Source organism: Sporosarcina sp. AD_1 (assembly GCF_057373025.1).
In genome coordinates this window covers 187,241-210,433 of sequence record NZ_JBPVIR010000006.1, presented here as the reverse complement: position 1 = coordinate 210,433, position 23,193 = coordinate 187,241, and the positions used below count along the sequence as shown (strand labels likewise).

At 43.2% G+C, this 23,193-nt stretch carries 26 protein-coding genes; 11 read left to right on the top strand and 15 right to left on the bottom strand.

Going from position 1 to position 23,193, the window contains the following annotated elements; genetic code table 11:
- Positions 1 to 19 precede the first annotated feature (19 nt).
- Positions 20 to 1,198 carry an MFS transporter gene (locus ACSW3C_RS13355; RefSeq protein WP_486563140.1) on the bottom strand — a complete coding sequence of 393 codons (1,179 nt, stop codon included), beginning with the start codon at positions 1,196 to 1,198 and terminating at the stop codon, positions 20 to 22.
- A gap of 172 nt (positions 1,199 to 1,370) precedes the next feature.
- Between ACSW3C_RS13355 and ACSW3C_RS13350 the strand changes: the two genes are divergently transcribed.
- A complete protein-coding gene (locus ACSW3C_RS13350; RefSeq protein WP_486563139.1) occupies positions 1,371 to 1,796 on the top strand; it encodes a MarR family winged helix-turn-helix transcriptional regulator in 426 nt (141 codons plus the stop codon).
- 218 nt (positions 1,797 to 2,014) lie between these two features.
- Here ACSW3C_RS13350 and ACSW3C_RS13345 read toward each other — a convergent pair whose 3' ends face one another.
- Positions 2,015 to 3,280 (bottom strand): mechanosensitive ion channel family protein, encoded by a 1,266-nt coding sequence (locus tag ACSW3C_RS13345; protein WP_486563137.1) that lies wholly within the window; start codon positions 3,278 to 3,280, stop codon positions 2,015 to 2,017.
- Positions 3,281 to 3,519: 239 nt separating this feature from the next.
- Here ACSW3C_RS13345 and ACSW3C_RS13340 point away from each other — a divergent pair, with 239 nt between their 5' ends.
- Entirely contained in the window at positions 3,520 to 4,212 is a 693-nt protein-coding gene (locus ACSW3C_RS13340) for a hypothetical protein (RefSeq protein WP_486563135.1), read from the top strand.
- Positions 4,213 to 4,432: 220 nt separating this feature from the next.
- On the opposite strand, the gene ACSW3C_RS13335 is transcribed toward ACSW3C_RS13340, so the two are convergent.
- A complete protein-coding gene (locus ACSW3C_RS13335; RefSeq protein WP_269135950.1) occupies positions 4,433 to 4,555 on the bottom strand; it encodes a hypothetical protein in 123 nt (40 codons plus the stop codon).
- Between the two features lie 295 nt (positions 4,556 to 4,850).
- On the opposite strand from ACSW3C_RS13335, the gene ACSW3C_RS13330 reads away from it, so the two are divergent.
- Positions 4,851 to 6,575 carry a transglutaminase domain-containing protein gene (locus ACSW3C_RS13330; RefSeq protein WP_486563134.1) on the top strand — a complete coding sequence of 575 codons (1,725 nt, stop codon included), beginning with the start codon at positions 4,851 to 4,853 and terminating at the stop codon, positions 6,573 to 6,575.
- 140 nt (positions 6,576 to 6,715) lie between these two features.
- Here the strand turns inward: ACSW3C_RS13330 and ACSW3C_RS13325 are convergent, their stop codons facing one another.
- Positions 6,716 to 7,093, bottom strand: a complete 378-nt coding sequence (locus ACSW3C_RS13325) for an SET domain-containing protein (RefSeq protein WP_486563132.1) — start codon at positions 7,091 to 7,093, stop codon at positions 6,716 to 6,718.
- A gap of 161 nt (positions 7,094 to 7,254) precedes the next feature.
- On the opposite strand from ACSW3C_RS13325, the gene ACSW3C_RS13320 reads away from it, so the two are divergent.
- The 5 genes from ACSW3C_RS13320 to ACSW3C_RS13300 all read left to right on the top strand — a co-directional run bounded on the left by ACSW3C_RS13320 (position 7,255) and on the right by ACSW3C_RS13300 (position 12,780).
- Positions 7,255 to 8,043, top strand: a complete 789-nt coding sequence (locus ACSW3C_RS13320) for an EcsC family protein (RefSeq protein WP_486563131.1) — start codon at positions 7,255 to 7,257, stop codon at positions 8,041 to 8,043.
- A gap of 115 nt (positions 8,044 to 8,158) precedes the next feature.
- Positions 8,159 to 9,298 carry a YibE/F family protein gene (locus ACSW3C_RS13315; RefSeq protein WP_486563130.1) on the top strand — a complete coding sequence of 380 codons (1,140 nt, stop codon included), beginning with the start codon at positions 8,159 to 8,161 and terminating at the stop codon, positions 9,296 to 9,298.
- A complete protein-coding gene (locus ACSW3C_RS13310; protein ID WP_486563129.1) occupies positions 9,295 to 10,068 on the top strand; it encodes a YibE/F family protein in 774 nt (257 codons plus the stop codon). The genes ACSW3C_RS13315 and ACSW3C_RS13310 overlap by 4 nt, the downstream gene beginning before the upstream one ends.
- Positions 10,069 to 10,174: 106 nt before the next feature.
- The gene (locus tag ACSW3C_RS13305; RefSeq protein WP_486563127.1) at positions 10,175 to 10,390 is read left to right on the top strand and encodes a hypothetical protein; all 216 of its coding nucleotides are present in this window, start codon (positions 10,175 to 10,177) and stop codon (positions 10,388 to 10,390) included.
- 497 nt (positions 10,391 to 10,887) lie between these two features.
- A complete protein-coding gene (locus ACSW3C_RS13300; RefSeq protein ID WP_486563125.1) occupies positions 10,888 to 12,780 on the top strand; it encodes a hypothetical protein in 1,893 nt (630 codons plus the stop codon).
- Positions 12,781 to 12,949: 169 nt separating this feature from the next.
- Here the strand turns inward: ACSW3C_RS13300 and ACSW3C_RS13295 are convergent, their stop codons facing one another.
- From ACSW3C_RS13295 to ACSW3C_RS13275, 5 genes are all read right to left on the bottom strand, one after another.
- Complete coding sequence (locus ACSW3C_RS13295) at positions 12,950 to 13,390, bottom strand: hypothetical protein (RefSeq protein ID WP_486563124.1); 441 nt, start codon at positions 13,388 to 13,390, stop codon at positions 12,950 to 12,952.
- A gap of 114 nt (positions 13,391 to 13,504) precedes the next feature.
- Entirely contained in the window at positions 13,505 to 14,524 is a 1,020-nt protein-coding gene (locus tag ACSW3C_RS13290) for a C45 family autoproteolytic acyltransferase/hydrolase (protein ID WP_486563122.1), read from the bottom strand.
- The gene (locus ACSW3C_RS13285; protein ID WP_486563120.1) at positions 14,521 to 15,303 is read right to left on the bottom strand and encodes a MerR family transcriptional regulator; all 783 of its coding nucleotides are present in this window, start codon (positions 15,301 to 15,303) and stop codon (positions 14,521 to 14,523) included. The genes ACSW3C_RS13290 and ACSW3C_RS13285 overlap by 4 nt, the downstream gene beginning before the upstream one ends.
- Before the next feature lie 130 nt (positions 15,304 to 15,433).
- Entirely contained in the window at positions 15,434 to 16,072 is a 639-nt protein-coding gene (locus ACSW3C_RS13280; RefSeq protein ID WP_486563118.1) for a FusB/FusC family EF-G-binding protein, read from the bottom strand.
- A gap of 332 nt (positions 16,073 to 16,404) precedes the next feature.
- Entirely contained in the window at positions 16,405 to 16,845 is a 441-nt protein-coding gene (locus ACSW3C_RS13275; protein ID WP_486563116.1) for a DUF4362 domain-containing protein, read from the bottom strand.
- 157 nt (positions 16,846 to 17,002) lie between these two features.
- Between ACSW3C_RS13275 and ACSW3C_RS13270 the strand changes: the two genes are divergently transcribed.
- Complete coding sequence (locus tag ACSW3C_RS13270; RefSeq protein ID WP_486563115.1) at positions 17,003 to 17,239, top strand: hypothetical protein; 237 nt, start codon at positions 17,003 to 17,005, stop codon at positions 17,237 to 17,239.
- Positions 17,239 to 17,454, top strand: a complete 216-nt coding sequence (locus ACSW3C_RS13265) for a hypothetical protein (protein WP_486563113.1) — start codon at positions 17,239 to 17,241, stop codon at positions 17,452 to 17,454. Before ACSW3C_RS13270 ends, ACSW3C_RS13265 begins: the two co-directional genes overlap by 1 nt.
- A 55-nt stretch (positions 17,455 to 17,509) precedes the next feature.
- On the opposite strand, the gene ACSW3C_RS13260 is transcribed toward ACSW3C_RS13265, so the two are convergent.
- From ACSW3C_RS13260 to ACSW3C_RS13250, 3 genes are read right to left on the bottom strand one after another with little or no spacing between them, the layout of a single operon-like run.
- The gene (locus tag ACSW3C_RS13260) at positions 17,510 to 18,106 is read right to left on the bottom strand and encodes a histidine phosphatase family protein (protein WP_486563111.1); all 597 of its coding nucleotides are present in this window, start codon (positions 18,104 to 18,106) and stop codon (positions 17,510 to 17,512) included.
- 39 nt (positions 18,107 to 18,145) lie between these two features.
- Complete coding sequence (locus ACSW3C_RS13255) at positions 18,146 to 18,922, bottom strand: GNAT family N-acetyltransferase (RefSeq protein WP_486563109.1); 777 nt, start codon at positions 18,920 to 18,922, stop codon at positions 18,146 to 18,148.
- Positions 18,923 to 18,973: 51 nt separating this feature from the next.
- A complete protein-coding gene (locus ACSW3C_RS13250; RefSeq protein ID WP_486563108.1) occupies positions 18,974 to 19,894 on the bottom strand; it encodes a hypothetical protein in 921 nt (306 codons plus the stop codon).
- 400 nt (positions 19,895 to 20,294) lie between these two features.
- Between ACSW3C_RS13250 and ACSW3C_RS13245 the strand changes: the two genes are divergently transcribed.
- Positions 20,295 to 20,879, top strand: coding sequence for a hypothetical protein (locus ACSW3C_RS13245; protein ID WP_486563106.1), 585 nt, complete (start codon positions 20,295 to 20,297; stop codon positions 20,877 to 20,879).
- Positions 20,880 to 21,652: 773 nt separating this feature from the next.
- On the opposite strand, the gene ACSW3C_RS13240 is transcribed toward ACSW3C_RS13245, so the two are convergent.
- From ACSW3C_RS13240 to ACSW3C_RS13230, 3 genes are read right to left on the bottom strand one after another with little or no spacing between them, the layout of a single operon-like run.
- On the bottom strand, positions 21,653 to 22,021 hold the full coding sequence (locus ACSW3C_RS13240) for a YbgA family protein (RefSeq protein WP_486563104.1): 369 nt from the start codon (positions 22,019 to 22,021) through the stop codon (positions 21,653 to 21,655).
- Between the two features lie 35 nt (positions 22,022 to 22,056).
- Positions 22,057 to 22,590 (bottom strand): hypothetical protein, encoded by a 534-nt coding sequence (locus ACSW3C_RS13235; protein WP_486563102.1) that lies wholly within the window; start codon positions 22,588 to 22,590, stop codon positions 22,057 to 22,059.
- A gap of 28 nt (positions 22,591 to 22,618) precedes the next feature.
- Entirely contained in the window at positions 22,619 to 23,176 is a 558-nt protein-coding gene (locus tag ACSW3C_RS13230; RefSeq protein ID WP_486563100.1) for a DUF4256 domain-containing protein, read from the bottom strand.
- Positions 23,177 to 23,193: the final 17 nt, after the last annotated feature.

Below are 23,193 nucleotides of genomic sequence, written 5' to 3'. Positions count from 1 at the left end.
GAGGAAAGGTCGATACTATTTATGAAGACTGCGTCTCAGCGTCCCGCGCTATAGCCGGATTCTTTTTCATTAGCAGCACAAACAACATGATGGCAACAGAAACGATAAGACTTCCTGAGATTACACTATATTGGAAACGGATGGACGCAACGCCCGCCATTCTCCCAATGGAATCCAGCACAACCGGTGATAGAAATTGCCCGATATAAATCATGCTCGATACAATTGAAATCACACGGTCGCTAAGGGATCGGTCGACTCCCCGCAGCACTTTGTCATTGATGAGCGGAAAGACGATACCTTGCCCGAACCCGACAAAGCAAACACTTATTAAAATTACAGGGATCGAGTGGCTCATGGAGAGCACTCCAAAAGCGACACCCATCGCGAGCAACGCGACTGGCATGAGGAATTTTTTAAATACGACTTGCAATCGGACGAGAATCAAACTTGTAATCATCCCTCCGACCGTAGTAAACGACATGACTAATCCCGCTGTCTGCGAGCTCCCGAGCTCACTCTGCACTAAGTATAACGCCATATTCGTTGCGACTGCATAATAAGCCAGCATGATGCCGCATGCTCCAAGTGCAATGCCGTATACAGATAGCGGCATTTTCGCTTTCGCTTCCCCGCTACGCGGCTTCAACGGCTTATTTTTCGGCAAATAGAATAGTACAAGAAGGAAAATCACGAGACCCAGCCAATACACATTGAACGGCACCCGCCAGTTGAAAGACGCCAAGTATCCAGCCAGCAGCATTGTGATGATCCCTCCCACATTACTAAACGCTGTATTATAGCCCATCATTTTCGTCATTTCTTTCCCTCTGAAATGATCACTGATCAGTGTGAAAGACAGCGGCATCACAAGTCCAACACCTGCACCAAGCACTAAGCGGAACGCTAGCAGCACGCCGATCGTATTCGCAAGCTGTGCGCCGACACCGCCTGCCACATAAATTGCCAGCCCGATCAGGACAATCGATCGTTTTGAAATCTTCTTCGTCAAGTAACTCGAAAAGAACGAAAACGGAATGATCATGAGAGACGGAATCGTCAATACCAGTTTAATCAGGACAGGATCCGCATCGGGAAAATAAGCCGCAATCAGCCCGAGTGCCGGCGAAATCGCCGCTCCAGCCATAACAGTCGCCATTGCGATCGAGATGATCGTCGGCTTCAACATTCGATTCATTCATAAAACCCCCAAAAATTATTAGTTCACATACTACAAAAAAATAGTTAGCATGCTAATTAAACAGGATATGAAATTTTAAGTCAACTTATTTATTTAACTGATGATACAAAGATAAATTAAAGTCTGCTATAATTAGCCTACCAACTAAGTGACAAGGGGGACGCTTCCCATGATCGAAAGTGAAATCAGGCTGTTACTGCAATCGATTGCAATCCAAACAAGAAAACGGTATACCCAAGCACTCCGCGAGATTGGATTGCATATCGGCCAAGAACTGGCCTTGGCTCATCTATGGGAGCAAGATGGCATTACCCAATCCCAGTTGAAGCACAAAACCGGATCCGAAGCTTCAACGATCAGCAATATGCTCCGCAAACTGGAGCAAGATGAAATCATTTATCGGAAGCCCGACGACACGGACCACCGCATTTCCAACGTGTATCTTACTGAGAAGGGCAGGCAATTGGAGGAGCCGGTCCATCGTATTTGGCGCGAGCACGAAGAGACGATGTTCAGCGGCATGGTGCCGGAGGAATTATTGCTGATGCGGCGGATGCTGCTGCAGATGAAGGAGAATTTATCGGAGGAAGAATGATGGCTTTTTTTGACTAATAAAAGGCATATAATATAATAATTCGCCTTCTGAAAACTCTTGAGAAAACACGAAAACTCCCGGCCACCACAACTGGGAGTTTTCAATATAGGAATAGGAATGGATACACAATAGAAAAAGTTTCCCTAAGGAAAGAATAACTGATTCATTTTTAACTTGCAACTCTTTTCCCTACCTACAGAACATCTTCGTTACACTCCTTACTCTCCTTCGTGGATTGGCCCTACTTTCTCTGCCCGTTCCGGAAGCCATTTGAAATCGCTGCCTGTCGGGTTTTGGAAGACGCGCAATCCGAATTCACCGGCGACGGCAAATAAATGATCGAAAATATCGGCTTGCACCGTTTCATAATACGTCCATTGGGTGCTGTTCGCAAACGCATAAATTTCAATCGGCAGCCCGTTCTCTCCCGGCGCGAGCTGACGGACCATTAATGTCATTTCCTGATGAATGCCTGGATGCCGCCGGAGATATTGCTGGATGTATTCACGGAATACCCCGATATTCGTCAATGCTCTCCCATTGACCCGGTTGCTGCGGTCCACTTGATTGATCCGGTTGTATTCCTTGATTTCGGTTTCACGCTCTACTAGATAATCCTTCAAGAAGTGAATGCCTTTGTAATGCTCAATCATTTCGTCAGTGCAAAACATGATGCTGGATGTATCGATGTACAATGCACGTTTAATGCGTCTGCCCCCGGATTCTTGCATCCCCCTCCAGTTGATGAAGGAGTCCGAAATAAGCGCATAGCTCGGAATCATCGTTACCGTGCGGTCAAAATTCCGCACCATCACCGTATTCAATGAAATATCAATGACATCCCCATCGGCCCCGTACTTCGGCATTTCAATCCAATCCCCGACCCGGACCATATCCGTCGCGGATAACTGAACGCCCGCCACTAGCCCTAATAGTGAATCTTTGAATACTAACATGAACACAGCCGACAGCGCCCCGATTCCGCTTAGCAGAATTATCGGGCTTTCTCCTACCAGATTGGCAATGACCAAAATGGTGCCAATAATGATCACAATAATTTTAGCTACTTGAATATAGCCCTTGATCGGCTTGGATTTTGATATCTCATACGTTTGATAAATATCGTTAAAGACACTCAACAAACGATTAATTACGCTGAATGCCACAATCATCATATAGGTGATCGCCAATGTTTCAATTGCCTTCTGATAGGTTGGGAAGGCGGACGCAAAATAATAGACAATAATCGCAGGCACAAAATGAGACAGCTTATGGAACACCTTCCGCTCCAACAGCACATTATCCCAACGGAATTTATTCTTTCTCACAAAGTGGGTGATCAATCGGATGACTACCTGCTTTGAAATGAAATTGGCCAGAATGCAAAGCAGTGTAACAATCAAAACGAGGAGTACCGCAGCGAGCAGGTCAGCCCAAGCCGGGTCCACTCCGTATCCTAGAAGCCGGTTTCGTAAAAAAATCATTGTATCCCTCCGAACTGCAAAGAACTGATTTGCTTATGTATCGGGCTCATTATAACAGAAATTTCGAGTCCTCTCTTTTGGTGGCCATCCATTTACCCTAATTATGGTTAATTCCGTCTTGATCTAAAGCTTTACGAGAGCTATTGAAGCTGTATAGCTATTGCGTTAGGATAGCAATTAGAAGTTAGCTGCTGCTGAATAAAGCAACTCATGTCAAATTCAATGATAGGTGATGACAATTGAAAAAAGAGAAGTCTGAGAAGAAAAAGTGGTGGATGTTCTTTCTTTCGTTTGGGACATTTGCTGTGATTTGGTTCTTTATTTTCTATTTTATTAACCGGCAAGTGAACGGTGCAAAAGAAGCAATCTATTTTGGCACGCCAGCAAGTGCTTATTGGGTGTATTTTATCAGTGCCCTCATCTTCGGAATCACGACATGGGGAATTTATATTTTTATCAAGAAGGCTTTCCTTATGAAATCCTTTCAAGAATTTAAAGTGAACGCACTCGGTGTAATTCAGCTTACCTGGGTTCCACTACTGATTACTTTGCCATTTCTCTATCTAGCATTCACCAATTCCATTGTCATTAAGGACGAACACCTTACTTTCAATCCATTTTGGAGCTTAACGTCCAAAGAATATTCTTGGAATGACGGGGTCAAAGCAGTAGAGATTAGCTATTCAATCACTCGGGAGTCGAATCATCGCAGTACGTTTAACGGAAAATACATTCTTCATCTGAATGACGGTAAAAAGATCGATCTTTGGCAAGGCACGTTGGAAGGAGAGATTTCAGTAATTCAAGAAATTGACCACTTCCTTCAAAAGAAGAATATTCCTTTTCATGTTTCTAGGGTACCTTCTGAAGAAATAATTACGTCTTACTTCTCCAAAAATGCCACAATTATTCGGGAGCTTTACTCTAGATGACAATGTGCCAGAAAAGAGCAGACACCAGTCATTCTATTCAAATTGTACGCCTAATGAAGAGGGACTTGCAGATTTCTTTTACTCCGCCTTCCCTCCATTTTTTCTTTACTAACACTCCTTCTTCAATTATTCTGATCCCTTAGCCGATAGACCATCCGCAATAAATTTCATTCCCTAGAAACAAAAAACCGCAACTACATTCGTTGCGGCTCGCTCGGTTTTAATTTGTGTAAGACAAGATGGCGTTTCTGCCAAAATGCTTCATGGCTTGGATAGCTTCTACTTTTTGTGCATATTCATAGATCCGTACGCTTTTCTGCTCGAACAATGTGATAACCCACATGATAGTTCGCTCCTTTTAGAGTATAGTTATTTGCGTTTCATGGATACCTGTTGTCAATGTCACTTGCTATCTTCATCATACACCCTTTTTTTCGAAAATAAATGCCCTTGTGAAGGAATTCACAATTCATTCAAACTCAAACGCTTACATTTGAATAATTTGTGAATTATAAGCTTTTCTTCTTTTCAAACGTTTATCTTCTTCCATCTCACAGATACCAAACTAATCTCTCGGAGAATTAAATTGAAAATACTGATATAATGAGTCTATCTATAAATATCGTAGGAGGAATCCAATGTCTAAACGCCAAGCTCGCGGTTGGCTTATCTCACTCCTTTTTTTACTATTAGTAGGGGCATGTACAAAGGAGTCTGCACCTCCTGAAAAGGATACGCAACCAACAGCCGAGCAACAGAAAGAGCAGGAAAACGAGAAGGAAAATGAATTTGAGGCTGCGGTGACAAAGAAAAATACAGAACTTGAATCCACACCGTTGGAATTGACAAGTTATGCCGAAGAAGTGGGTGCGACGTTAGCAGAACCCACTCATACTAACTTTGCAGTCAATGAATTTGTCACGATTGAAGGAAGTGTAGAACAGCATGAGCAATTACAAGAACACTATGTATGGATCAAGATTCAGTTTTTGGGAGACTCCATTACAGACCCCTACCAAGAATTCTTTGTTCCAATAAAAGATGGGATATTCAAACAAGAGGCAAGGCTCTTTAATGGAGAAGGAGAATATCGCGTAACTGTACTCCTTCCAAGTAGAACTCAATCTAATTACTACTATGACCTAGCAGACTTCAAAGTTTTCAACGTAAATCCAAAGATACAACGAGACATGACGTTTACTCCCTTTGCTCAAGACGCCGGGTTGAAGATAAAAGATCCGGATAGTGGATACATGAAGGGGAATAAAGTTTTTACACTCACAGGAACAATCGATCCTATTAACGAAGATAAAAATCTGCTTATGATAGAACTCACAAAGGACACACAAACTTGGAAACATATTATCCCCATTAAAAATGGTGAGTTCTCATATGATATTCCTTTATTTTATGGAAAAGGCGTACACAAATTAAAAGTCTATGTTCCGGACAAGGAAAGAGATAACTATTACCAGGATGGTACCGTCCTATATATCGATAACGAGTCAGACCTTGTGACAGAGCCTATCGTTTATATGACCACCTATGAAGAACGTGGGGTCAACCTCATCTCTCCTGCTTATGGTGGTGAAGAAACCGATTTGACATATCGAATAAAGGGAACCATCGATACAGATGCTCCATTTGCAAAAGAAACAACGCATCTTTACATTTCAACGAAAAAGGATGGCGAAGAGGCACTCGACGTGATTCCAGTCGAACATTATCAATTTGATGACGAATTTTATTTACGTTTCGGTCCAGGAACATATGAAGTAACTGTAAGTGTTCCAGAAATAAAAGAAAAGAATAGCGACAGGTTTTATTATTATAATGTAGCTCAGTTCTCCGTAACCAATACAGCGGAGGATCAACGTGATTTATTGCCATCTCGCGGGGTTCAATCTGATTCTCCGAAAATCATTTCAATTGCCAATGACCTGATGAAGAAATCGATGACAGAGCGAGAAAAAGCCAAAGCAGTTTATGAGTATACTGCCAAATCCATAGCCTATGATGTGGATAAGATGAAGAATAGCGAATTTGAGTGGGATGATAGTGCATTGAAAGTGCTCGAATTGCAAACAGGGATTTGCCAAGATTACACGTATCTTGCTATTGCCCTGCTTCGAGCAGGCGGCATGGAAGCACGTTATGTTGCAGGGACTGCAGGAGCCGGCTTTAATTATTCCCGCCACGCTTGGGTAGAAGTAAAGGTAGATGGCGAATGGCTGACTATGGATCCCACATGGGGTTCGGGGTACATTGAAAAGGATAAATTTGTAGCACACTATAGTGAGGATTATTTTGAACCGAATAAGGAAGCATTTAAAACGCACACTCGGCACGGTGTAGAGTACTAATTTTCTTCGCTAAAAAGGGCTGTCTTCGTTATTTTCAGCCTGAGCAGCAAGACAGAGAAAAACGTCAACTTATACAATGAAGTTGACGTTTTTTCATAAAGAAGCTTTACATCGAAGCAGCATTCATTCAGAACACCAGCTTACTCCTTGTCAAACCATAATTTTTCTTGATCTTCTTCGTCACCGTTGTAATTAATCAAAATCTCTTCGCCCGCTTTAATATCCGTATACGCAAAAAAATCAAACGTATGCTTGTCGAATCGAATCTCATAGGTCGCATTCGGCTGATAGGAATGATTGAAAAGCATTCCGTAACCAAGAAGAATGGCGGTATGATTAATGCCATATTCAAAAGCATAATCAGCCAATATCGTTTGTTCAATATGTTGATGTTGGTCGTTTGGATAAGCAATTACAGGAGCTTCATGCAACAAGGTCCCTTTTTTAATATCGCAAGTCGCGAATACTCCCCTGTTAAATTCTCCATCACTTATCGTAGATGTTTTCACTTCAATCATGCTGTTCACCCGCCTAACTTTAAAATTCACCTGCTAACTATAACATTAATTTCCCCATGGCGTCCTTTTATTTACTTTCTCTTGCCCTCTCTTAATGAAAATGAACCTTTACGAAAGCAAATACGTATTACTATTATTCATAGAAATCGGAGGAGTGCGCAGTGACTGAATCACAAGAGTGGTTGGCAAATGAGTTAGTAAAAATAGAGGACTGGGAAAAGGATCAGAAGGATTTATGGTTTTGGGAGAAGCTCGGCAGGCTCCCATTTAAACTTTTGGACAAATGGACACCCGCTTTCATTCAAACGAAAATCGGAACGCTGCTTGACGAACTTGGGCAATATATTCAAACCGGGGGCAGCTATTTAAGCTCCGTTTCAAAGCTCCCTTCTTATTATCCGAATCTGTCCGTGGATACACTGGAACAGGTAAAGCATTTACCTATCGCTACTATGGATGATGCGGTAGATAAAATTACGGTAAACAGAAAAAAGATAGCGACTCTTCAAGGAGCGAGCACAGGTGTCGGAGGCATCTTTACCTTATCCATCGATATCCCGCTATTGCTTGGACTGCAAATTAAAACCTTGCAGGACATCGCCATTTGTTACGGTTTTGATCCAAATGATAAAGAGGAACGTGTATTTGTCGTCAAATGCATGCAATTCGTTGCGGCTGACATCGTCGGAAAGGAAGCTATCTTGGCTCAACTCTCCCAATTTGATTCGCAAGATGAGATGAAGCGGGAAGTCCTTTCAGAATTGCAAGGATGGCGGGAAGTCGTATTTTCCTACCGGGATCAATTCGGCTGGAAGAAGCTGTTTCAAATGATTCCCATTGCAGGACTTGTCTTCGGCGCCTTCACAAATCGTGCTGCCTTGCAAGATCTTGCAGAAACCGGGAAGATGCTGTACCGCAAAAGAAGGATTTTAGAAAGATTGAATTCATGAGCAATCCCCTTCTCTTCTTTCTAACGTTTGACGGAAGAAAACCATATGGTCTATCCTTTTAGTCGGTGCCCGTGCGTACAAACGGTTCACGCAGACCCCAAGGAGGTGTCCCCTTTTGAATGGATTTTTGCCTAATCGCAATAAACCCGGGAGAAAAAAGATTTCATTTTACGCTGTCCTGTTCATTTGTTTTATCGTTTCCATCCTATTCGTTAATCACAATTACTCTTTTTATGACCGTCCGATCGCCAAAGTCGTTCAGGCTACTTTACTGGAAGAAACAAACATAAAAGATCCAGTTCAAAACAAAGATATTTTATATAAACAGCAGCTCGTCGCCGTTCTGCAAAATGGAGAAGAAAAAGGGCAATCAATTCAATTGGTAAACGAGTACTCCGCTTCCGGCGCATTTGACCAAGAATACAAGGTAGGCAATGAATTATTCGTACTTCTGGAAAAGGATCCAGCAGGAAAAATAAAATCCCCAGCGATCATCATGGATGTCAAACGGGACAAGTACGTTGTTCTCCTCGCATGGATCTTCATCCTTGCATTGTTGATCGTCGGCAAACGGCAAGGATTGTTTGCCATCGCAAGTTTCGTAATCAATGTACTGATTTTATCCTTCGCACTGGATGTGTACGTAAAATACTCTTCAGTTAATCTGCTCGTTGTGTGCGGAATTTGTATTTTATTATTTACTGCCATCTCCTTGTTGTTCGTCAGCGGCTTCACCGAAAAAACATATGCTGCCATCGTAGCGACACTGCTCGGGACGTTCGCTTCGCTGGCCATCACGTTTGTAGTCATTTGGCTCACATCAGGCAATGGTTTGCGATACGAGGAAATGCAATTCGTAACGCGTCCTTACAAGATCGTGTTTATGGGCGGCCTTTTCATCGGCTCACTCGGCGCCATTATGGACGTCGCCATCACGATGTCGTCCTCTCTGTTCGCTCTGTATGAACGGAACCCGGACATCTCTGTCCAAGCCATTAAAAAGTCAGGTCTGGACATCGGGCGAGATATTATGGGTACTATTACAAACATCTTATTTTTCGCCTATATAAGCGGGTCAATCCCAATGCTCATCTTGTTTTTACGGAACGCCTCCGCTCTCGGCTATACCCTGTCGATGAATCTCTCGCTCGAGATTGCCCGTGCATTAGCAGGCGGCATCGGCATTGTTCTTACCATTCCGATTGGCCTGTACACCACCCTATTTTTCATTAAACGAAAGAAGGCGGGCGTATGAACACAATCACTTGGCTAGGAGCCATTCTATTGTTATTGATGGTACTGATCGGTGGAAAAAATGGCGTGCGCTCATTCATCTCGCTCTTTCTCAACTTTGGCGTGCTCTTCATTGCGATGTTTTTCATGCTCAGCCCGACCGTTAATCCAATTCTTATTACCTTCATCGCAAGTATTCTGATCGGATGCATCAATTTATTCTATATTAATGAAGTGAACCGGAAAACAGTGACAGCCTTCCTCTCTACGATGATCACCATATGCATCTTGCTGTTTTTCATTGTCATCGTATCGGAAACCCTAATGATCCAAGGGTTCGGCGAAGAGGAGACCGAAGCCCTCAGCGGACTGTCCCTTTACATCGGCGTCGACTTCATGAAAATTGGCGTGTCCGTCATCATCATGAGCACCATTGGCGCAGTCATGGATGTCGCCATCTCCATCGCTTCCTCCATGCATGAAATGTTTCGCCATAACCCGGCTATCAGCAAAAAAGAACTTTTTGCATCAGGCGTCCATATCGGCCGGGATATTTTAGGCACGGATACCAACACATTATTTTTCGCATTCTTCGGCGGCTACTTGGCGCTGCTCATCTGGTTTAAAGACTTGCATTACTCTTTCGGCGACATAGTCAACTCCAAAATATTCAGCTCTGAACTAGCACTCATCCTGTGCGCCGGCACCGGAATCGCCCTCGTCATCCCGATTACCGCCTGGATCAATGTCTACGATCTGTTTCGGAAGAAGAAGGCCGTAGAACAGGAGTAATTGGAGGGGAGGATACCACTTTTAATGGTTTTTTCATTTTGATTTATTGACGTTCACCAGGAGTTATTGGCGTTCGGCCTGAGTTATTGGCGTTCAGCTTGAGTTATTGGCGTTCGGCTCGAGTTATTGGCGTTCGGCCCGAGTTATTGGCGTTCGGCTCGAGTTATTGGCGTTCGGCCCGAGTTATTGGCGTTCGGCTCGAGTTATTGGCGTTCGGCCCGATATTCTGGCGTTCAGAATGGCTTTCTGGCGCTCGTCCCGATATTCTGGCGTTCAGACCGGCTTTCTGGCGTTCACCCGGATATTCTGGCGTTCAGACTGAGTTTCTGGTATTCAGCCACATGCCCCTTTACGAAAGTAATCCATCCAATTCGAGTACCCTCTCGAGGATGGATTATTTTTTGCCTTCAGATTGTAATACGTTGTAATACAAACTGCTAGATCATTCTGACCACTTTCTCCTGCCATCAAAAAGTAATGCGTTGCCTTCATGACCTACAATATCAGCGAGGAATAAATTGGCATTACACCATCCAATAGATTAGATCCCATCCTTTTTTTGTCTTCTGATTTTATTACAACGGTTAATATTTCCTCCGTTACTTGTTAATTGGTTGTCACACCACTGTCATTTTCATTTGGTATCGTTATGTACAGGCAGAAGGGGCACTGCTGCGCAAGTTGGTTAGCCGAACATGACCCCAGATTCTCAGCTTGCAGTCGAAGGAGGCAGATAGATATACCGACATACTGATTCCGAGCTGTTCATTTGATGTAATCGTCCAGATCCAAAAAATGTGAAAAGGAGTTTGATTATTCTTGGTTAAAGAAACGAACCCAACAGAAAAACGCACAAAAAAGATCTTGCCATTTGTCATGTCCACTTCCATGCTAACTGCAGCTGTTTTTGGTGCAGGCGGCTCAGCTTTTGCGGCTGAAAAACAGGATCAGGAGTTTAAGAATCACGGAGCGGAAGTGTCCCATTACGCGACCAGCATTCCCGGCTCCCCTGAAAAAGGTAAATTCATGCGCACCATCGCTAACAAGAACCTTGTAGCCGCAACACCAGACGAAGAGGAGCCGAATCAACCGGCAGATGATGAAGAAGCTACGAATACACCAAGTGATGAGGATGTAACGGCAGATGCACCTGCAGACGATGAAGTAACTGCCGATACGCCTGCGGATGAAGAAGAAGCTACGGAAACTCCTGCTGACGATGAGGTAACAGCGGATACGCCTGCAGATGAAGAAGAAGCTACGGAAACTCCTGCTGACGACGAGGTAACTTCTGATACCCTAGCAGATGAGGAAGAAACGGCGGAAACTCCTGCAGACGATGAGGTAACGGCGGATACTCCTGGGGATGAAGAAGAAACTGCGGAAACACCGGCAGACGATGAAGCCACTGCAGACACACCTGTGGATGAAGAAGAAGCTGCGGACACTCCGGCAGACGAGGAGGTAACTTCTGATACCCCAGCGGATGAAGAAGAAGCTACAGAAACTCCTGCAGACGATGAAGTAACTGCCGACACACCTGCAGATGAAGAAGAAGCTGCGGACACTCCAGCAGACGATGAAGTAACTGCCGACACGCCTGCAGATGAAGAAGAAGCTGCGGACACTTCTGCAGACGATGAGGCAACTGCCGACACGCCTGCAGATGAAGAAGAAGCTGCGGACACTCCAGCAGACGATGAAGTAACTGCCGATATGCCTGCAGATGAAGAAGAAGCGGAAACTCCTGCAGACGAGGAAGTAACTGCTGATACGCCTGCAGATGAAGAAGAAGCTGCGGACACACCGGCGGACGAAGATGTGACTGCCGATACTCCTGCGGCTGAAGAAGCTGTAGATCAAACAGAAAAGCCAGCTGACGAAAATATCAATGAAGATACTTCGACAACTGACTCATCAACCAACTCTATTATATCAGACGAGCATGTCAATGAATATAGAACCATCTTACAAAATTATGTAAGTTTAATTGATTATTATAACCTACTCATCCAAGACCATTTAGGTATCGAAGTGCCAAAAGGAGAGGATGAGAAAGTCCCTGCTGACGACGCAAATACGGAAACGCCGGCTGGCGATGAAGCGGCGGCTGACAAACCAGCTGCTGAGGACAGTGTAGTTGAGACACCTGCAGACGATGAAATCGTTATTGAAAAGCCGGATGTTGAGGAAAACGCTGACGAAAAGCCGGCTGTCGATGAAGTCGTTGCTGAAGAGCCAGCTGCTGATGAAAACGCAACTGAAACTCCGGCCAACGGCGAAGCTGACGATGAAAATGCAACTGAAACTCCGGCTAACGGCGAAGCTGATGATGAAAATGCAACTGAAACACCAGCTAACGACGAAGCTACTGCTGAAAAGCCGGATGCTGAGGAAAACGCCACTGAAACACCAGCTAACGATGAAGCCACTGCTGAAAAGCCGGATGCTGAGGAAAATGCAACTGAAACACCAACTAACGATGAAGCTACTGCTGAAAAGCCGGATGCTGAGGAAAACGCCACTGAAACACCAGCTAACGATGAAGCTACTGCTGATGACAGCGTAACGGAAACACCTGTGGATACAGAAGATGCAATTGAAGTTCCAAGCACAGAAGCTGTCCAAACAACGGTATGGGACAAGTTAGTTGGATATTACCAGCAAGTTATTTCTGCATACAGCTCACTATTTGGTTCATTGAAAAAGTAAGATTGTTCAACTAACACAATTGAATAGCACACATCCAACAGGGATTTGTTGAGAAACTCCTGTCTAACCGGAAAACTTCCGGATCATAAAATCACTATCGTTGATTGACCATCGAATAAGCCCTTGGAAACTTCACTGTGAAGCGTTCCAAGGGCTTATTTCTATTATTTTATTTCACAAACACATTAAAGATCAGTCCCATGGAGACCATGAAGAACAGCATGATTGATGTGCCCATAATCAGTAAATATTTTAGCCGCAATTGAAACAAGCCTTTATGGTCCCGAACCGAGTTAGTTTGCCGAAACCATTGCTTTTTCCCGCATTCCTCGCAATAAAAGTTATAGCGTGTTTTATGGACCGTGACAGAAGCTGGGCCTGCTTTGACCGTGGCACTCTGCTCCTTCTTCATTGTGAAATGAAATTTCCAATTTGTGTCCGATAGTTTAATTGCCTTCTTATGAGGACAATCAACGGATTCGAATTCATATTGAAATTCATCATACCATTCTGCACTTCTCAGTTCCTTTTGATAGCGCTTGGAGATGAAGATAATCATGGTGACGAAAAGTACTATGAGAATTCCGATGGCGATGAGTAACAATTTCAATCAGACGCCTCCTTTTCTTGATAGGAAATTAGCTTAGGAAGATAAACTTTAGGCTACCACACACACTATTCCGCTTCAAGCAAACTTATAGGCTTTGATCACTTGACCCACGTATCAGACATTAATGCTGCCGCAAATCATTTCTGGCAAAGGCTGCTTACCAGCTAAATAATCATTTAAAGAAAATAAACTCGGCTGACAATCCGCCCCTACGCCAAGGAGCACGGTTAAGTCCTTCGGCGAATAAACGACCGTATGCAGTGTTCCAAAGAATCCTTGATAATCTTCGAAAAATAAGGGTGACGTCCTGTCATTAAATTTTTGATAGGCAGTATTGGGTGTTATGTTATGGTTCTGAAATTCTTCCACAAGCTGTTTCCTTTGCAGAGAACCTGCAGCTGTTCCTCTGTTCATCCCTTGCAACTCTTGAGACTCAAAATGATTCGTACAGGCAAGTCTACTCGCAGAACGAACCACTTGTCTTTCTGGTGTTGCTTCAACGATTACCGTCTGTCCGCTTGAATCTAACATCGAATAATTGTAGCAGTATCCATGAGGTATTCTCTTTATCAGCTCCAATGCCTCGCCGATAGTAGCACACCGCTCCAATAGCATTCTAACAATTGTGGTAGCCATGAAACCTTTACCCCGATAGCCGCTGTTCACGAAATGCAAACCGACGACCAGCCCTTTTTCGTTCATTCCATCCAGCCGCCCTGTTATTTGTTGACTCAAACCGACACTAGCAAAACCATTCTCTGGCTTCATGAATACGAGCCTTGCATCATATAGTTCAGGACTGAAGTCATAATTACGAACATATAAATTGTCTTGAGCCAAAACTGTACATCCCATCTCAGGAAACGCTATATCATACCCAGAGTACAAGTGAATCGCTGTATCTACATCCATTCCCAGTCCTTCCCCCATCCCTTCCAGTTCACGTAAATAGGCTGGCGCCAAGCGTTGGAGTTCCGCCTTGGATTCCTCCACATTCGCTTCGCGTGCCATGAAATGAAGAAAATCTTGTTGATCCCGCAACGGAGACGCTAGGACTTCTTTTCCTTGCAAAACTCCAATGTGGTAGGCATCCCCCTGTAAGTCGACAATCCGTACAATCAGCTTTCTCTTCATCCCCAACCATTCCTCCCCTTGATTTGTGCTACAGGCAACAAAAGTTCCACCCTCGTCAAATCTCCACCTCGATACCACTCCAGCAAAGGGCCAGCAGGGCGCCAACCATGCGAAACTGCATAATGCCCCATCTTTTCATATCCTAACATAATGTTTTGAAACCCCTGCGTATGTGGCATCACAATACAAAGAAACGCCGATCGCTTCTCAACCACTCCTTCCTCAAACAGCTCTGCAACCTGCACCTCTTCTGGCACGGCAAATCCGATTCGCGCCTGAATCAATTCCGAACCTGATTCATATTGCAAATAACTATTAAGAATCGGGATGTTTCGCTTTTTCACTTCTTGGCTTCTTAACCTAAAGGCTTCACCAAATTTGCCGATGGGCGCTGTCTCTGAGAACCAAATAATCGTCTCTTCAGTTTTTTCCAAGAAATAAATCTTTTCTTGGAAAGGGCCACTCTCCAAATAGCGCAGACTCATGTCTAGCACCTCGCGTCTGGAGCGGAGTGTACCAATCCATTCATCCATCATGCGTTGGCGCTCTTTATTATCCTTTTCGTTGAAATACTGTTGAATCTCTTCAATGGGTATATCTGCCATGCGCAAACTCGTAATCAATCTCGCCTTTTCAATATGACTTTCCTCATACAGCCGATAGCCGCTCGCATTCCGTTTCACTTCCCCAAGCAAGCCGACATCTTCATAAAAGCGGATTGCACTTTTTGCAATACCGACTTTTTGCGAAAACACCTGAATTGTCATGAACTGCTCCAACCCATCTCCCTCCTTTTCACGATCATACACCTTCAACTAACTTGAACGTCAAGAGAATAAATGTCATACTTTTCGAAAAACAAAAACCCCCGCCACATATGAACATGTGGCAAGGGGCTTCCAAGCTTACTTATTTTATGTTTTCAACAAACGTTTCGATTTTTTCCAGCGACTGTACATGCTGGTTGCAATCATCCGCGTCTTGGCAAATGTAATTTCCTTTTTTCGTATAGGTACCGATGCTCTCGCCTTTTGTTTTCGTCATAAACATACAAACAGGTGTGAGCCGGTTGCAAATGGAACAAATTTGCTTGGTCTTTGTTTCTTCATACGTGCCTGTCAGTCCAACCAGGCCCTTCGAAGTCGGCACAACCATATATCTCTTTTTTGTTCCAATATCGTCAAAACTAATAAATGTCATTCGTCGAAAGTTCAATTTTTCCTTTGGCAGCTTCATCTTCTTCACTTTCGGGAAAAGCTTTTTCAACTTTTGCTCCGAAGGTTCCTGAAATGGAATGATGCATTTCTCCAACTCCATCAGGTATTGTTCGGCCGTCTCTTTATCTGCGACTTGTACCATTTGGTTGAGAATCTCCCGTTGCACATCCGTCAACACGGGGAACGATTCGACCACTTTTTCAACCGAAAGTGATTCTATCGCGTCGATTACATGTGGGTCATTCACCGTTGCATGGCCATTCACCAAGTGAAGTACTTGCCGTTTAATTAAATTGAATTGATCGTTTCGAATAAAGGGTTCTCTTTTCATTTCTGTCAGCTCCTCTGTTTTGATTGTTCTAAAACAAAGCGCAAAGCCTTCCGTTCAGAAATGGAGAAACTCCCATCAAGCGATTAACCTATCGTTCGCCCCATGCAAAGTATCGCCTTTTCATCTTCTGGCTTTGCATGAGTCCTTGTTGAAGCTGGCAATGCCATTTGTCTTGCCATCTTCACATCACCTCCCGATGATTCGCCCTGTCTCTTCCCGGGCTACATCCTCTATCATACTGCTATCTTTTTTTCGTGGCAAGAATGGAAATGCTCCATAAGAGAAAGAAGATGGCCTATCAAAACGCATTAGCATAATAAGCTTTGATCAGCCTAATGCTCATGGTCCAGCTCTTGCTCCTTTAAGATATTCAGCAAGGTAAAGCTGGAGTCTGACTCGCAGCCTTGCAGCGAGTACATAAACAATTGCTGTCCTTCCTCACGCGTTAGTTCTGAACAGGACAAGCTCTCTTTTGCTGGCTTGTCCCCCCGTTCCTTATTCTTCGATCGATCAATTTCCAAATCAAACTTCGTTCCATCAAAGGACACAGTGTATAAAGTCGGGTTGCCCTCTAGGGTAAAATTCGCTATCCGTACGAAGGCAGAGTCTTCTGCCTCGACCCGCTCCATAAACTCCTCAAAGTGAACAAAATTGTAGATCGGCCCATGCATATTAATGACGTCCCCGTTTTTGAGCGCCTTTTCACTGTCGTATGAACAAGCACCCAGCAAACAGACCCCAAGAAGCAGAAGGCCATAGAAGATTGTCTTCATATGATTCCCCCAGTGTGATACATGATTCTTCCACTTCACTTTATGCGATCAGGCGGAAAGTTATCCGATAAACACAATTATTAAATTTTCCTGTCTCCAAAAGATGTATATTAAAGGAAAATTAAAAATTGGAGGTCTTATGAGGAAGAAAATACTTATGTTAGTAACTGTAGTTTTCATTTTGGCCAGTTGCAATAATCCTCTAGAACAACAAGCTGAGAACAGTATTAATAAATATTACAAAGCTCTAAAAGACCAAGATTATGAAGAAGCTTTTATGCAGCTATATTTGTTTGACAAAGATCCTTCAGAAGGAGAAACTTCACTGTCCATTAAAGAAGCGAAGGCCGTCTTTCTAAAACAAAGAACTTGGAAAAAGAAAAATATAGACTAGTGGATTTTAAAATAGAGGATATTGAATATGAAGATGGACATTCTTTCTGGCATGATATCTTTATTACAATTGAGCGTAATGGCAGCACATTTGATTATAACGAGACCGCCTTTTATCATGATGGAAAACTACAAATTAGCGGGGAAGATCCATTCATTCAATTTAGAGATGGAAAATGGATTACCATCCATGATTCATCCACCATTTATTTTTAAGGATCTACTACAAGGGCACATACGCTTTTCGCATGTGCCCTTTTTGGTTATGCAGTTATAACAAATGATCTTGCCGATTCAGAAACCGCACAAAACGCATATCTTCTTGCTGCTCAAGCAAATGAATTCCAGTATCGCCTGTGGAGAATGCGAACTTGCCATTCGGCTGATGGAGAAATGCTTTGATTAGATTAGAAATGAGTCCCCCATGAGACACGATGGCGATCCGCCGGACATCCCGATATTCGTATAAAACATGATGGAGCATCCATTCCGCCCGATAGCGGAATTCCAGTTCTGATTCCCCGTCTTGAATAGGGATGTGGGCGGGCCTTCCCCCTTTAGGCAAGGGATGCGTAATTGCCGCTTCTTTTTTCGATAATCCCGCCAACACGCCATTGTTATATTCCTTGAGTTCATCATAATATTGAATTTCGCATCCAATCGTTTTCTGCAAGATCCGGGCTGTGGCACTTGCCCTTTTCAGCGGACTGGCGAGAATCAAATCCGGCGGAAGATTTTCCGCAAGATAGACAGCCATCTTTCCGGCTTGTTTCCTCCCCAATTCTGTTAAGGGAAAATCCGCTCGCCCCTCGTGTACACCGAGTAAATCGGCTTCTGATTGTCCATGTCGGATAATAACTAATTCCATCCCTATCCCCCATCATTCCACTTCTTTTGAATGGAACCTTTATTCTAACTCAGGTGATTGACAGCCGTAACAATACGCGAGGCGCGAAAAGCCGTGTTTCTCTAAAATCGGCTGGCTCGTGGGCCTGGCATCCACCGTGAGGAATGAATATCCCCTCTCGAATGCCTTTTTAGCACGTACCGCCAGCAACTCAGTATAATAGCCTCTACCCCTATAGTCAGGGAGTGTAGACCCGCCCCATAGACTTGCGAAGGACGAGTTGTCCTCGAAATACATCCAAGCTGCACTGACGAGCCGATCTCCATCGTACATTCCGTATATATACAGCGACTCCGGATCATTCTGTTTGTCCCGCCAAAGACGATTCCCGAGCTCTTCATGCGAATCATCCCAAATGAAATCGATTAATGCAATCATCTCTCGTATGCCCGTCTCATCAACGATTTCTCTGAGATGCGACGAATCGCCCCAACTGACAAAAGTATGATTCTCTTTGATTTCCATCACCATCAGAGCTTCCCGCGGCTCAACGGCAAAGTTCTCTTGTTCCAATAACTCGACCAAGTTCTCGGGTTTGTCATAGCTGTACACTTTCCACTCGAACCCAACACCCAGTTGCCGGAAATAGTTCATTTCCTCCCGGATGACCCGCTTGGCATTCTCTTCATTCACGTTGGATGAACTGATGAAACCTCTCTCCCCATTCAGCGATACATGCCGAACGACATGTTCTGTTTCCTCCCGCCGACTGCCTGGTGATCGTAAATTCTTTCGAAGTTCCTTATCGAATAAATCAAGCATTTCGGTTTGATTCACAATCCAACACCCCTTTCTGTTCTCTTTCACTGATAGACTTATGCCTGAGGTTTAGTTCCCCACCTCATACCGATATAATTCTGTGCCGTCCAAGAATAACAGCTGCCTGCCCCGATTGCTCGTAGCTTGCGGACGAAGCGGGGCACCGTTCGGTTTGCGGAACTGGACAAGCCGTTTCGTCACATAGCGCGAGCCGTCCCGCTCCAATTCAAAAAATTGTTCTTGGTCGCCATAGCCGCCATTCATGAGCAGTCTCTCCCCATATACGGCAAAGTGGCTGGCACCTTCCACGTCTGGCTTGTAATAGACGGTCTGCCCCGCCTTGCGAACCCCTAGTTCAAAATCCATATAATAATAAAACCAAACTTCCTCATCTGACACGACATTCATCGCATAGCAATCACTGATATGATGATCCCCAGAGGAATTATGGTGCTCCAGCTGTCTCCCCATATCATCCCAACGAATTAATCCATGCCTGCCGATCGGGGTATCCCAACCAAAATTCCCATATACCCCTTCATCAAAATAACTCGTCCAAATGGAATTGTCCGGCGCAGCATACAAATCTTCAATTCCGTCCCCCAAGCAAAACGATCGGAGACACTCCCCCTCCATCGTACACACACGCGCATTCTGTTCAATATGATCTGCGCTGTGATATTCCGACCGTGCCCCTGCAAGAAGGATCTGATCTTGATCTAACGGCTGCACAAAATGGTAATTCCAATGCTCGTTTGGCAGATGAAGAACCTGTTTATCCGCCTTTCGCAATATCACGGTCTTGTAGTCATATGCCTCCTCCGTAACCGTCTGCGGAAACATGCCTTGATGGAGCGGCGGACGTTCTTTCGTCAATAACAAACATGGCTCGCCGCGCGGTCCGATGGAAATGGAGACAGGCATATACAATTGCATCTCTTCCGCCAAATCGGCAAACGGTGTTAGAGAAATGATTTTGGTCTCTTTCATAGATTGTCCTCCTTTCTACTATTTTCATAATCTTAAATTTCTATAAGTGTACCATATGGACACTCTGGAAATCCGTCGCCATTAAAGAGTTCGCAAGCTCCACAGCTCCTTTTTTTCTTTTATTATAAATATTCCGAACCGAAACCCGGATACATTCCTCTGACTTTAAGTTGGAATGATAAATGATAACAACATGATATCAACCTTTTACTAAAATCAAAAAGTTATTTAGTAGTAATATTTTTATTTAAGTATTAAAATCTAGTACTTTTAACCCCAGGATTTAAATTACTTTTTTATCATTTATAAGATATTAACCGTTAAGAACTTGATAATAATTTTGTTAATGTTAGTATTGCGACGTGGCCACAATTCATAATATTTGGAAGGTGTTATTTTTTTGAAGAAGTTTATTATTTCTTGTTTTTTATTTTTCTTCACAATAGGCACAATATCAGCTCCTATTGCTGAGGCGGGTTTTAAAAAACCGATGAAGAACATTTCTGATATAGAAAGGCTTGTAGATGAGAATCAACTCTCAAACGATTTAGAGGAGACTATCGACTTTGTATTAGAGCAAGCGATAATTTTTGATGAATCTGGGAAACTCATTTCTGTAGATTTTGATTTAATTGAAGAAAAATATGGAGCTTCAGCTGATTTAGATGAAGTTAAGGTACTAGTTAATGATTATCAAAAGGAATGCAGTCTAGAACCCGACATGGAAATAAAACTAAATCCAGGCGGTGAGTTTCCTGAAGACTGGGAAACCGTGCAAAAAACTAAGCAGTGTTTTGAAAAAAAGTTAGCTGACAACTGGGGAGATTTCTTGACTATTAACGCAATTGTTTCAGCATACGAAGCAGTGAGGGCTGCAAGATATAGGACAGCTGCAGAAATAATTATTAAAAGAGGGGTTAGAACTAATGTAGCAGCATTGAGCGTAACATTAGCCGTCTATTATGCCCAATGTATTATGAAGTAACATTTATTTCAGGTATACAAAACTTAAAACCACGTTATAACTCTGTAACGTGGTTTTTCTTATAATCGGATGGTGAATTATGAGAGTTGAAAATATAGAAGTCTACATACTACTTTTTATTTTGATGATAGGTGATATTGTTCTCAGATATGTAAAAAATACTAATAGGAACAGTAATAATCAATCAAAAAAAGACTCTTTCTTAAAAGGAATAGCTACTACAGGTCTCTTTGTTATATCAATGTTTTTATTGATATTAAGTGTATCACTAGCGATAATTATTCTTTTTTACTTAGGACAGATTCTGCTTCTTATAGCCGCAACTTTTTCAATGATATTCAATTGGAAGTCAAGTAAAGTTTTCGCTTTTTCAATCCTACTGATAACTATTTTGGCGGTCGTATCATTAAATATCTTCACGGAAAGTTATTGATTAAGTATTTTTCAAATCTTAATTTCACAATAAACCGAAATACACTATTCAGTTTATTTAACCGATGTTGTGACGGAATAACAACATGATTTTTCATTGACGTAATTTTCATTTTAATTGCATCCTTGATACACTGTTTATAGGATAATTCATTTGGGATTATCATCGAAAATGGTGGTAAACTCCAATCAAAAACACCTATTACTTCCCTACATGCCAATAATAAAAAGTTCATTGACACAGCAGCCATTGAACTCTTTTTATTGGCTTATTATAGTTTGTGGCCATTTACCACCGACGCACACGCCACGCACACACTCATTTCCACAACCGCCTATCCTTACATCAAAATCGTGCTCTGCAATAAATACTCTACTTCATATTTGACAGCAAGCCGCTTCAAATAAGCTAGCAAATCGTCACTGCCCAATTTACCATCCATGAAGGCATCCAGCTTCGAACTGTACGCCTCCCTTTCTTCCTCAGTCGCTTTTTTCTTGAAGTAGCCCCACATATGCTGATACGCATTACAGACGGAGCCCTTTGTCGGATTGATCTTTCCCGCTTCCTCAATGAGTTGATCGAACCGCTCTATGTCCGTTCCCTGCTTCAAGACTTCTCTAATTTCGTTATAATGCTTCTGGCTATGAAACATGACACGATATTTCTCCCGGCTCCATCGCTGCTGTCTCTTTGCTAGGTCGTTCATCCAATCACTCCTGAATCAATGAAAGTAAGAGCTTTCTATCTTCCATAGGATTCTAAATACGCCATTACATCATCAGATCCTAAACTACCACGATCTGTACTTACGGCATGTGCCACTAATAAAACTCGATTATTAACCGAGAAATAATCAACAGTCAAATCAAAATCGTCTGGACTGCCTATATCCAATTTCTCATCATTCGCTAGATAATAAGCGACGATGCTATGTTTTTCAAAACGGCCCAGCTCTTCTGTTGGTCTTGCAAATGCTACTGTAATGATTTGTTCAGCGGCCGGCCGTTCTGCTACTGAACTGGTAACCCCTTCTTCCCGAATGCCCCATTTCTTTGATTTGGAATAAATGAGTCCGATCCTGTCTGAATTGGCCACCATGAAAAGCGTTCCCGTTTCATCTTTCAGCACAGCATACTTTTCTTGCTGTAAAATATCTTCTTTCGAGAAGCCCTCGTCTTTTAAAACATAGGCGACACTACCATATCTGTAATAGAAAAGACTCAACAATCCCAGGCTTATGAATAAAACAACTCCCCCAAGAAAAGCCCTTTTCATGATTTCCCCCAATCCATTCAGCCTTAATTTACACTCTCAACGAACCACGGAAGCCCCTTGCAGCATAATAGGAGTCCGCCCCATTATGATAAACAAAGACCGTATCGTAGCGACGATCACAGAATAGCGCCCCGCCCAGTTTTCGAATCGCCGGTGGAGTTTGTACCCAGCTTGATGTTTTTAAATCAAATGCCCCAAGTTCCTGCAGTTCCCGATATTCCTCTTCCGAAAGGATTTCGATCCCCATGGCAGCCGCCAGATCCATCGCACTGTTCTCCGGTTTATTTTTCTTCCGTGCTTCCAACGCTTCGCGATCATAACAAAGGCTTCTGCGACCCGTAGGGCTTTCTTTCGAACAATCATAAAAAATGATTTCGCCTGATGCTGGGTCCTGCCCTACTACATCCGGCTCCCCGCCGGTTCTTTCCATTCCATAAAGGGACCCCAGTTTTTCGGGATTTGCTTTCAATCTCGCTTCGACCACCGCCCACTCCAGTTCCTCATGACGCTCTTTGTTTTGATCAAAACGGGCTTGCAATGTTTGAAGCAGTTCCCCAATTTCTTCAGTTGATAAATTGTTTTTCATGCGATATGCTCCTTTTT

What these genes read in the sequence shown, in the direction of transcription:
- ACSW3C_RS13355 (WP_486563140.1), bottom strand. Translation starts at nt 1,198, where the DNA reads ATGAATCGAATGTTGAAGCCGACGATCATCTCGATCGCAATGGCGACT.
- ACSW3C_RS13350 (WP_486563139.1), top strand. Translation starts at nt 1,371, where the DNA reads ATGATCGAAAGTGAAATCAGGCTGTTACTGCAATCGATTGCAATCCAA.
- ACSW3C_RS13345 (WP_486563137.1), bottom strand. Translation starts at nt 3,280, where the DNA reads ATGATTTTTTTACGAAACCGGCTTCTAGGATACGGAGTGGACCCGGCT.
- ACSW3C_RS13335 (WP_269135950.1), bottom strand. Translation starts at nt 4,555, where the DNA reads ATGTGGGTTATCACATTGTTCGAGCAGAAAAGCGTACGGATCTATGAA.
- ACSW3C_RS13330 (WP_486563134.1), top strand. Translation starts at nt 4,851, where the DNA reads ATGTCTAAACGCCAAGCTCGCGGTTGGCTTATCTCACTCCTTTTTTTA.
- ACSW3C_RS13325 (WP_486563132.1), bottom strand. Translation starts at nt 7,093, where the DNA reads ATGATTGAAGTGAAAACATCTACGATAAGTGATGGAGAATTTAACAGG.
- ACSW3C_RS13310 (WP_486563129.1), top strand. Translation starts at nt 9,295, where the DNA reads ATGAACACAATCACTTGGCTAGGAGCCATTCTATTGTTATTGATGGTA.
- ACSW3C_RS13290 (WP_486563122.1), bottom strand. Translation starts at nt 14,524, where the DNA reads ATGAAGAGAAAGCTGATTGTACGGATTGTCGACTTACAGGGGGATGCC.
- ACSW3C_RS13280 (WP_486563118.1), bottom strand. Translation starts at nt 16,072, where the DNA reads ATGAAAAGAGAACCCTTTATTCGAAACGATCAATTCAATTTAATTAAA.
- ACSW3C_RS13275 (WP_486563116.1), bottom strand. Translation starts at nt 16,845, where the DNA reads ATGAAGACAATCTTCTATGGCCTTCTGCTTCTTGGGGTCTGTTTGCTG.
- ACSW3C_RS13270 (WP_486563115.1), top strand. Translation starts at nt 17,003, where the DNA reads ATGTTAGTAACTGTAGTTTTCATTTTGGCCAGTTGCAATAATCCTCTA.
- ACSW3C_RS13260 (WP_486563111.1), bottom strand. Translation starts at nt 18,106, where the DNA reads ATGGAATTAGTTATTATCCGACATGGACAATCAGAAGCCGATTTACTC.
- ACSW3C_RS13250 (WP_486563108.1), bottom strand. Translation starts at nt 19,894, where the DNA reads ATGAAAGAGACCAAAATCATTTCTCTAACACCGTTTGCCGATTTGGCG.
- ACSW3C_RS13240 (WP_486563104.1), bottom strand. Translation starts at nt 22,021, where the DNA reads ATGAACGACCTAGCAAAGAGACAGCAGCGATGGAGCCGGGAGAAATAT.
- ACSW3C_RS13235 (WP_486563102.1), bottom strand. Translation starts at nt 22,590, where the DNA reads ATGAAAAGGGCTTTTCTTGGGGGAGTTGTTTTATTCATAAGCCTGGGA.
- ACSW3C_RS13230 (WP_486563100.1), bottom strand. Translation starts at nt 23,176, where the DNA reads ATGAAAAACAATTTATCAACTGAAGAAATTGGGGAACTGCTTCAAACA.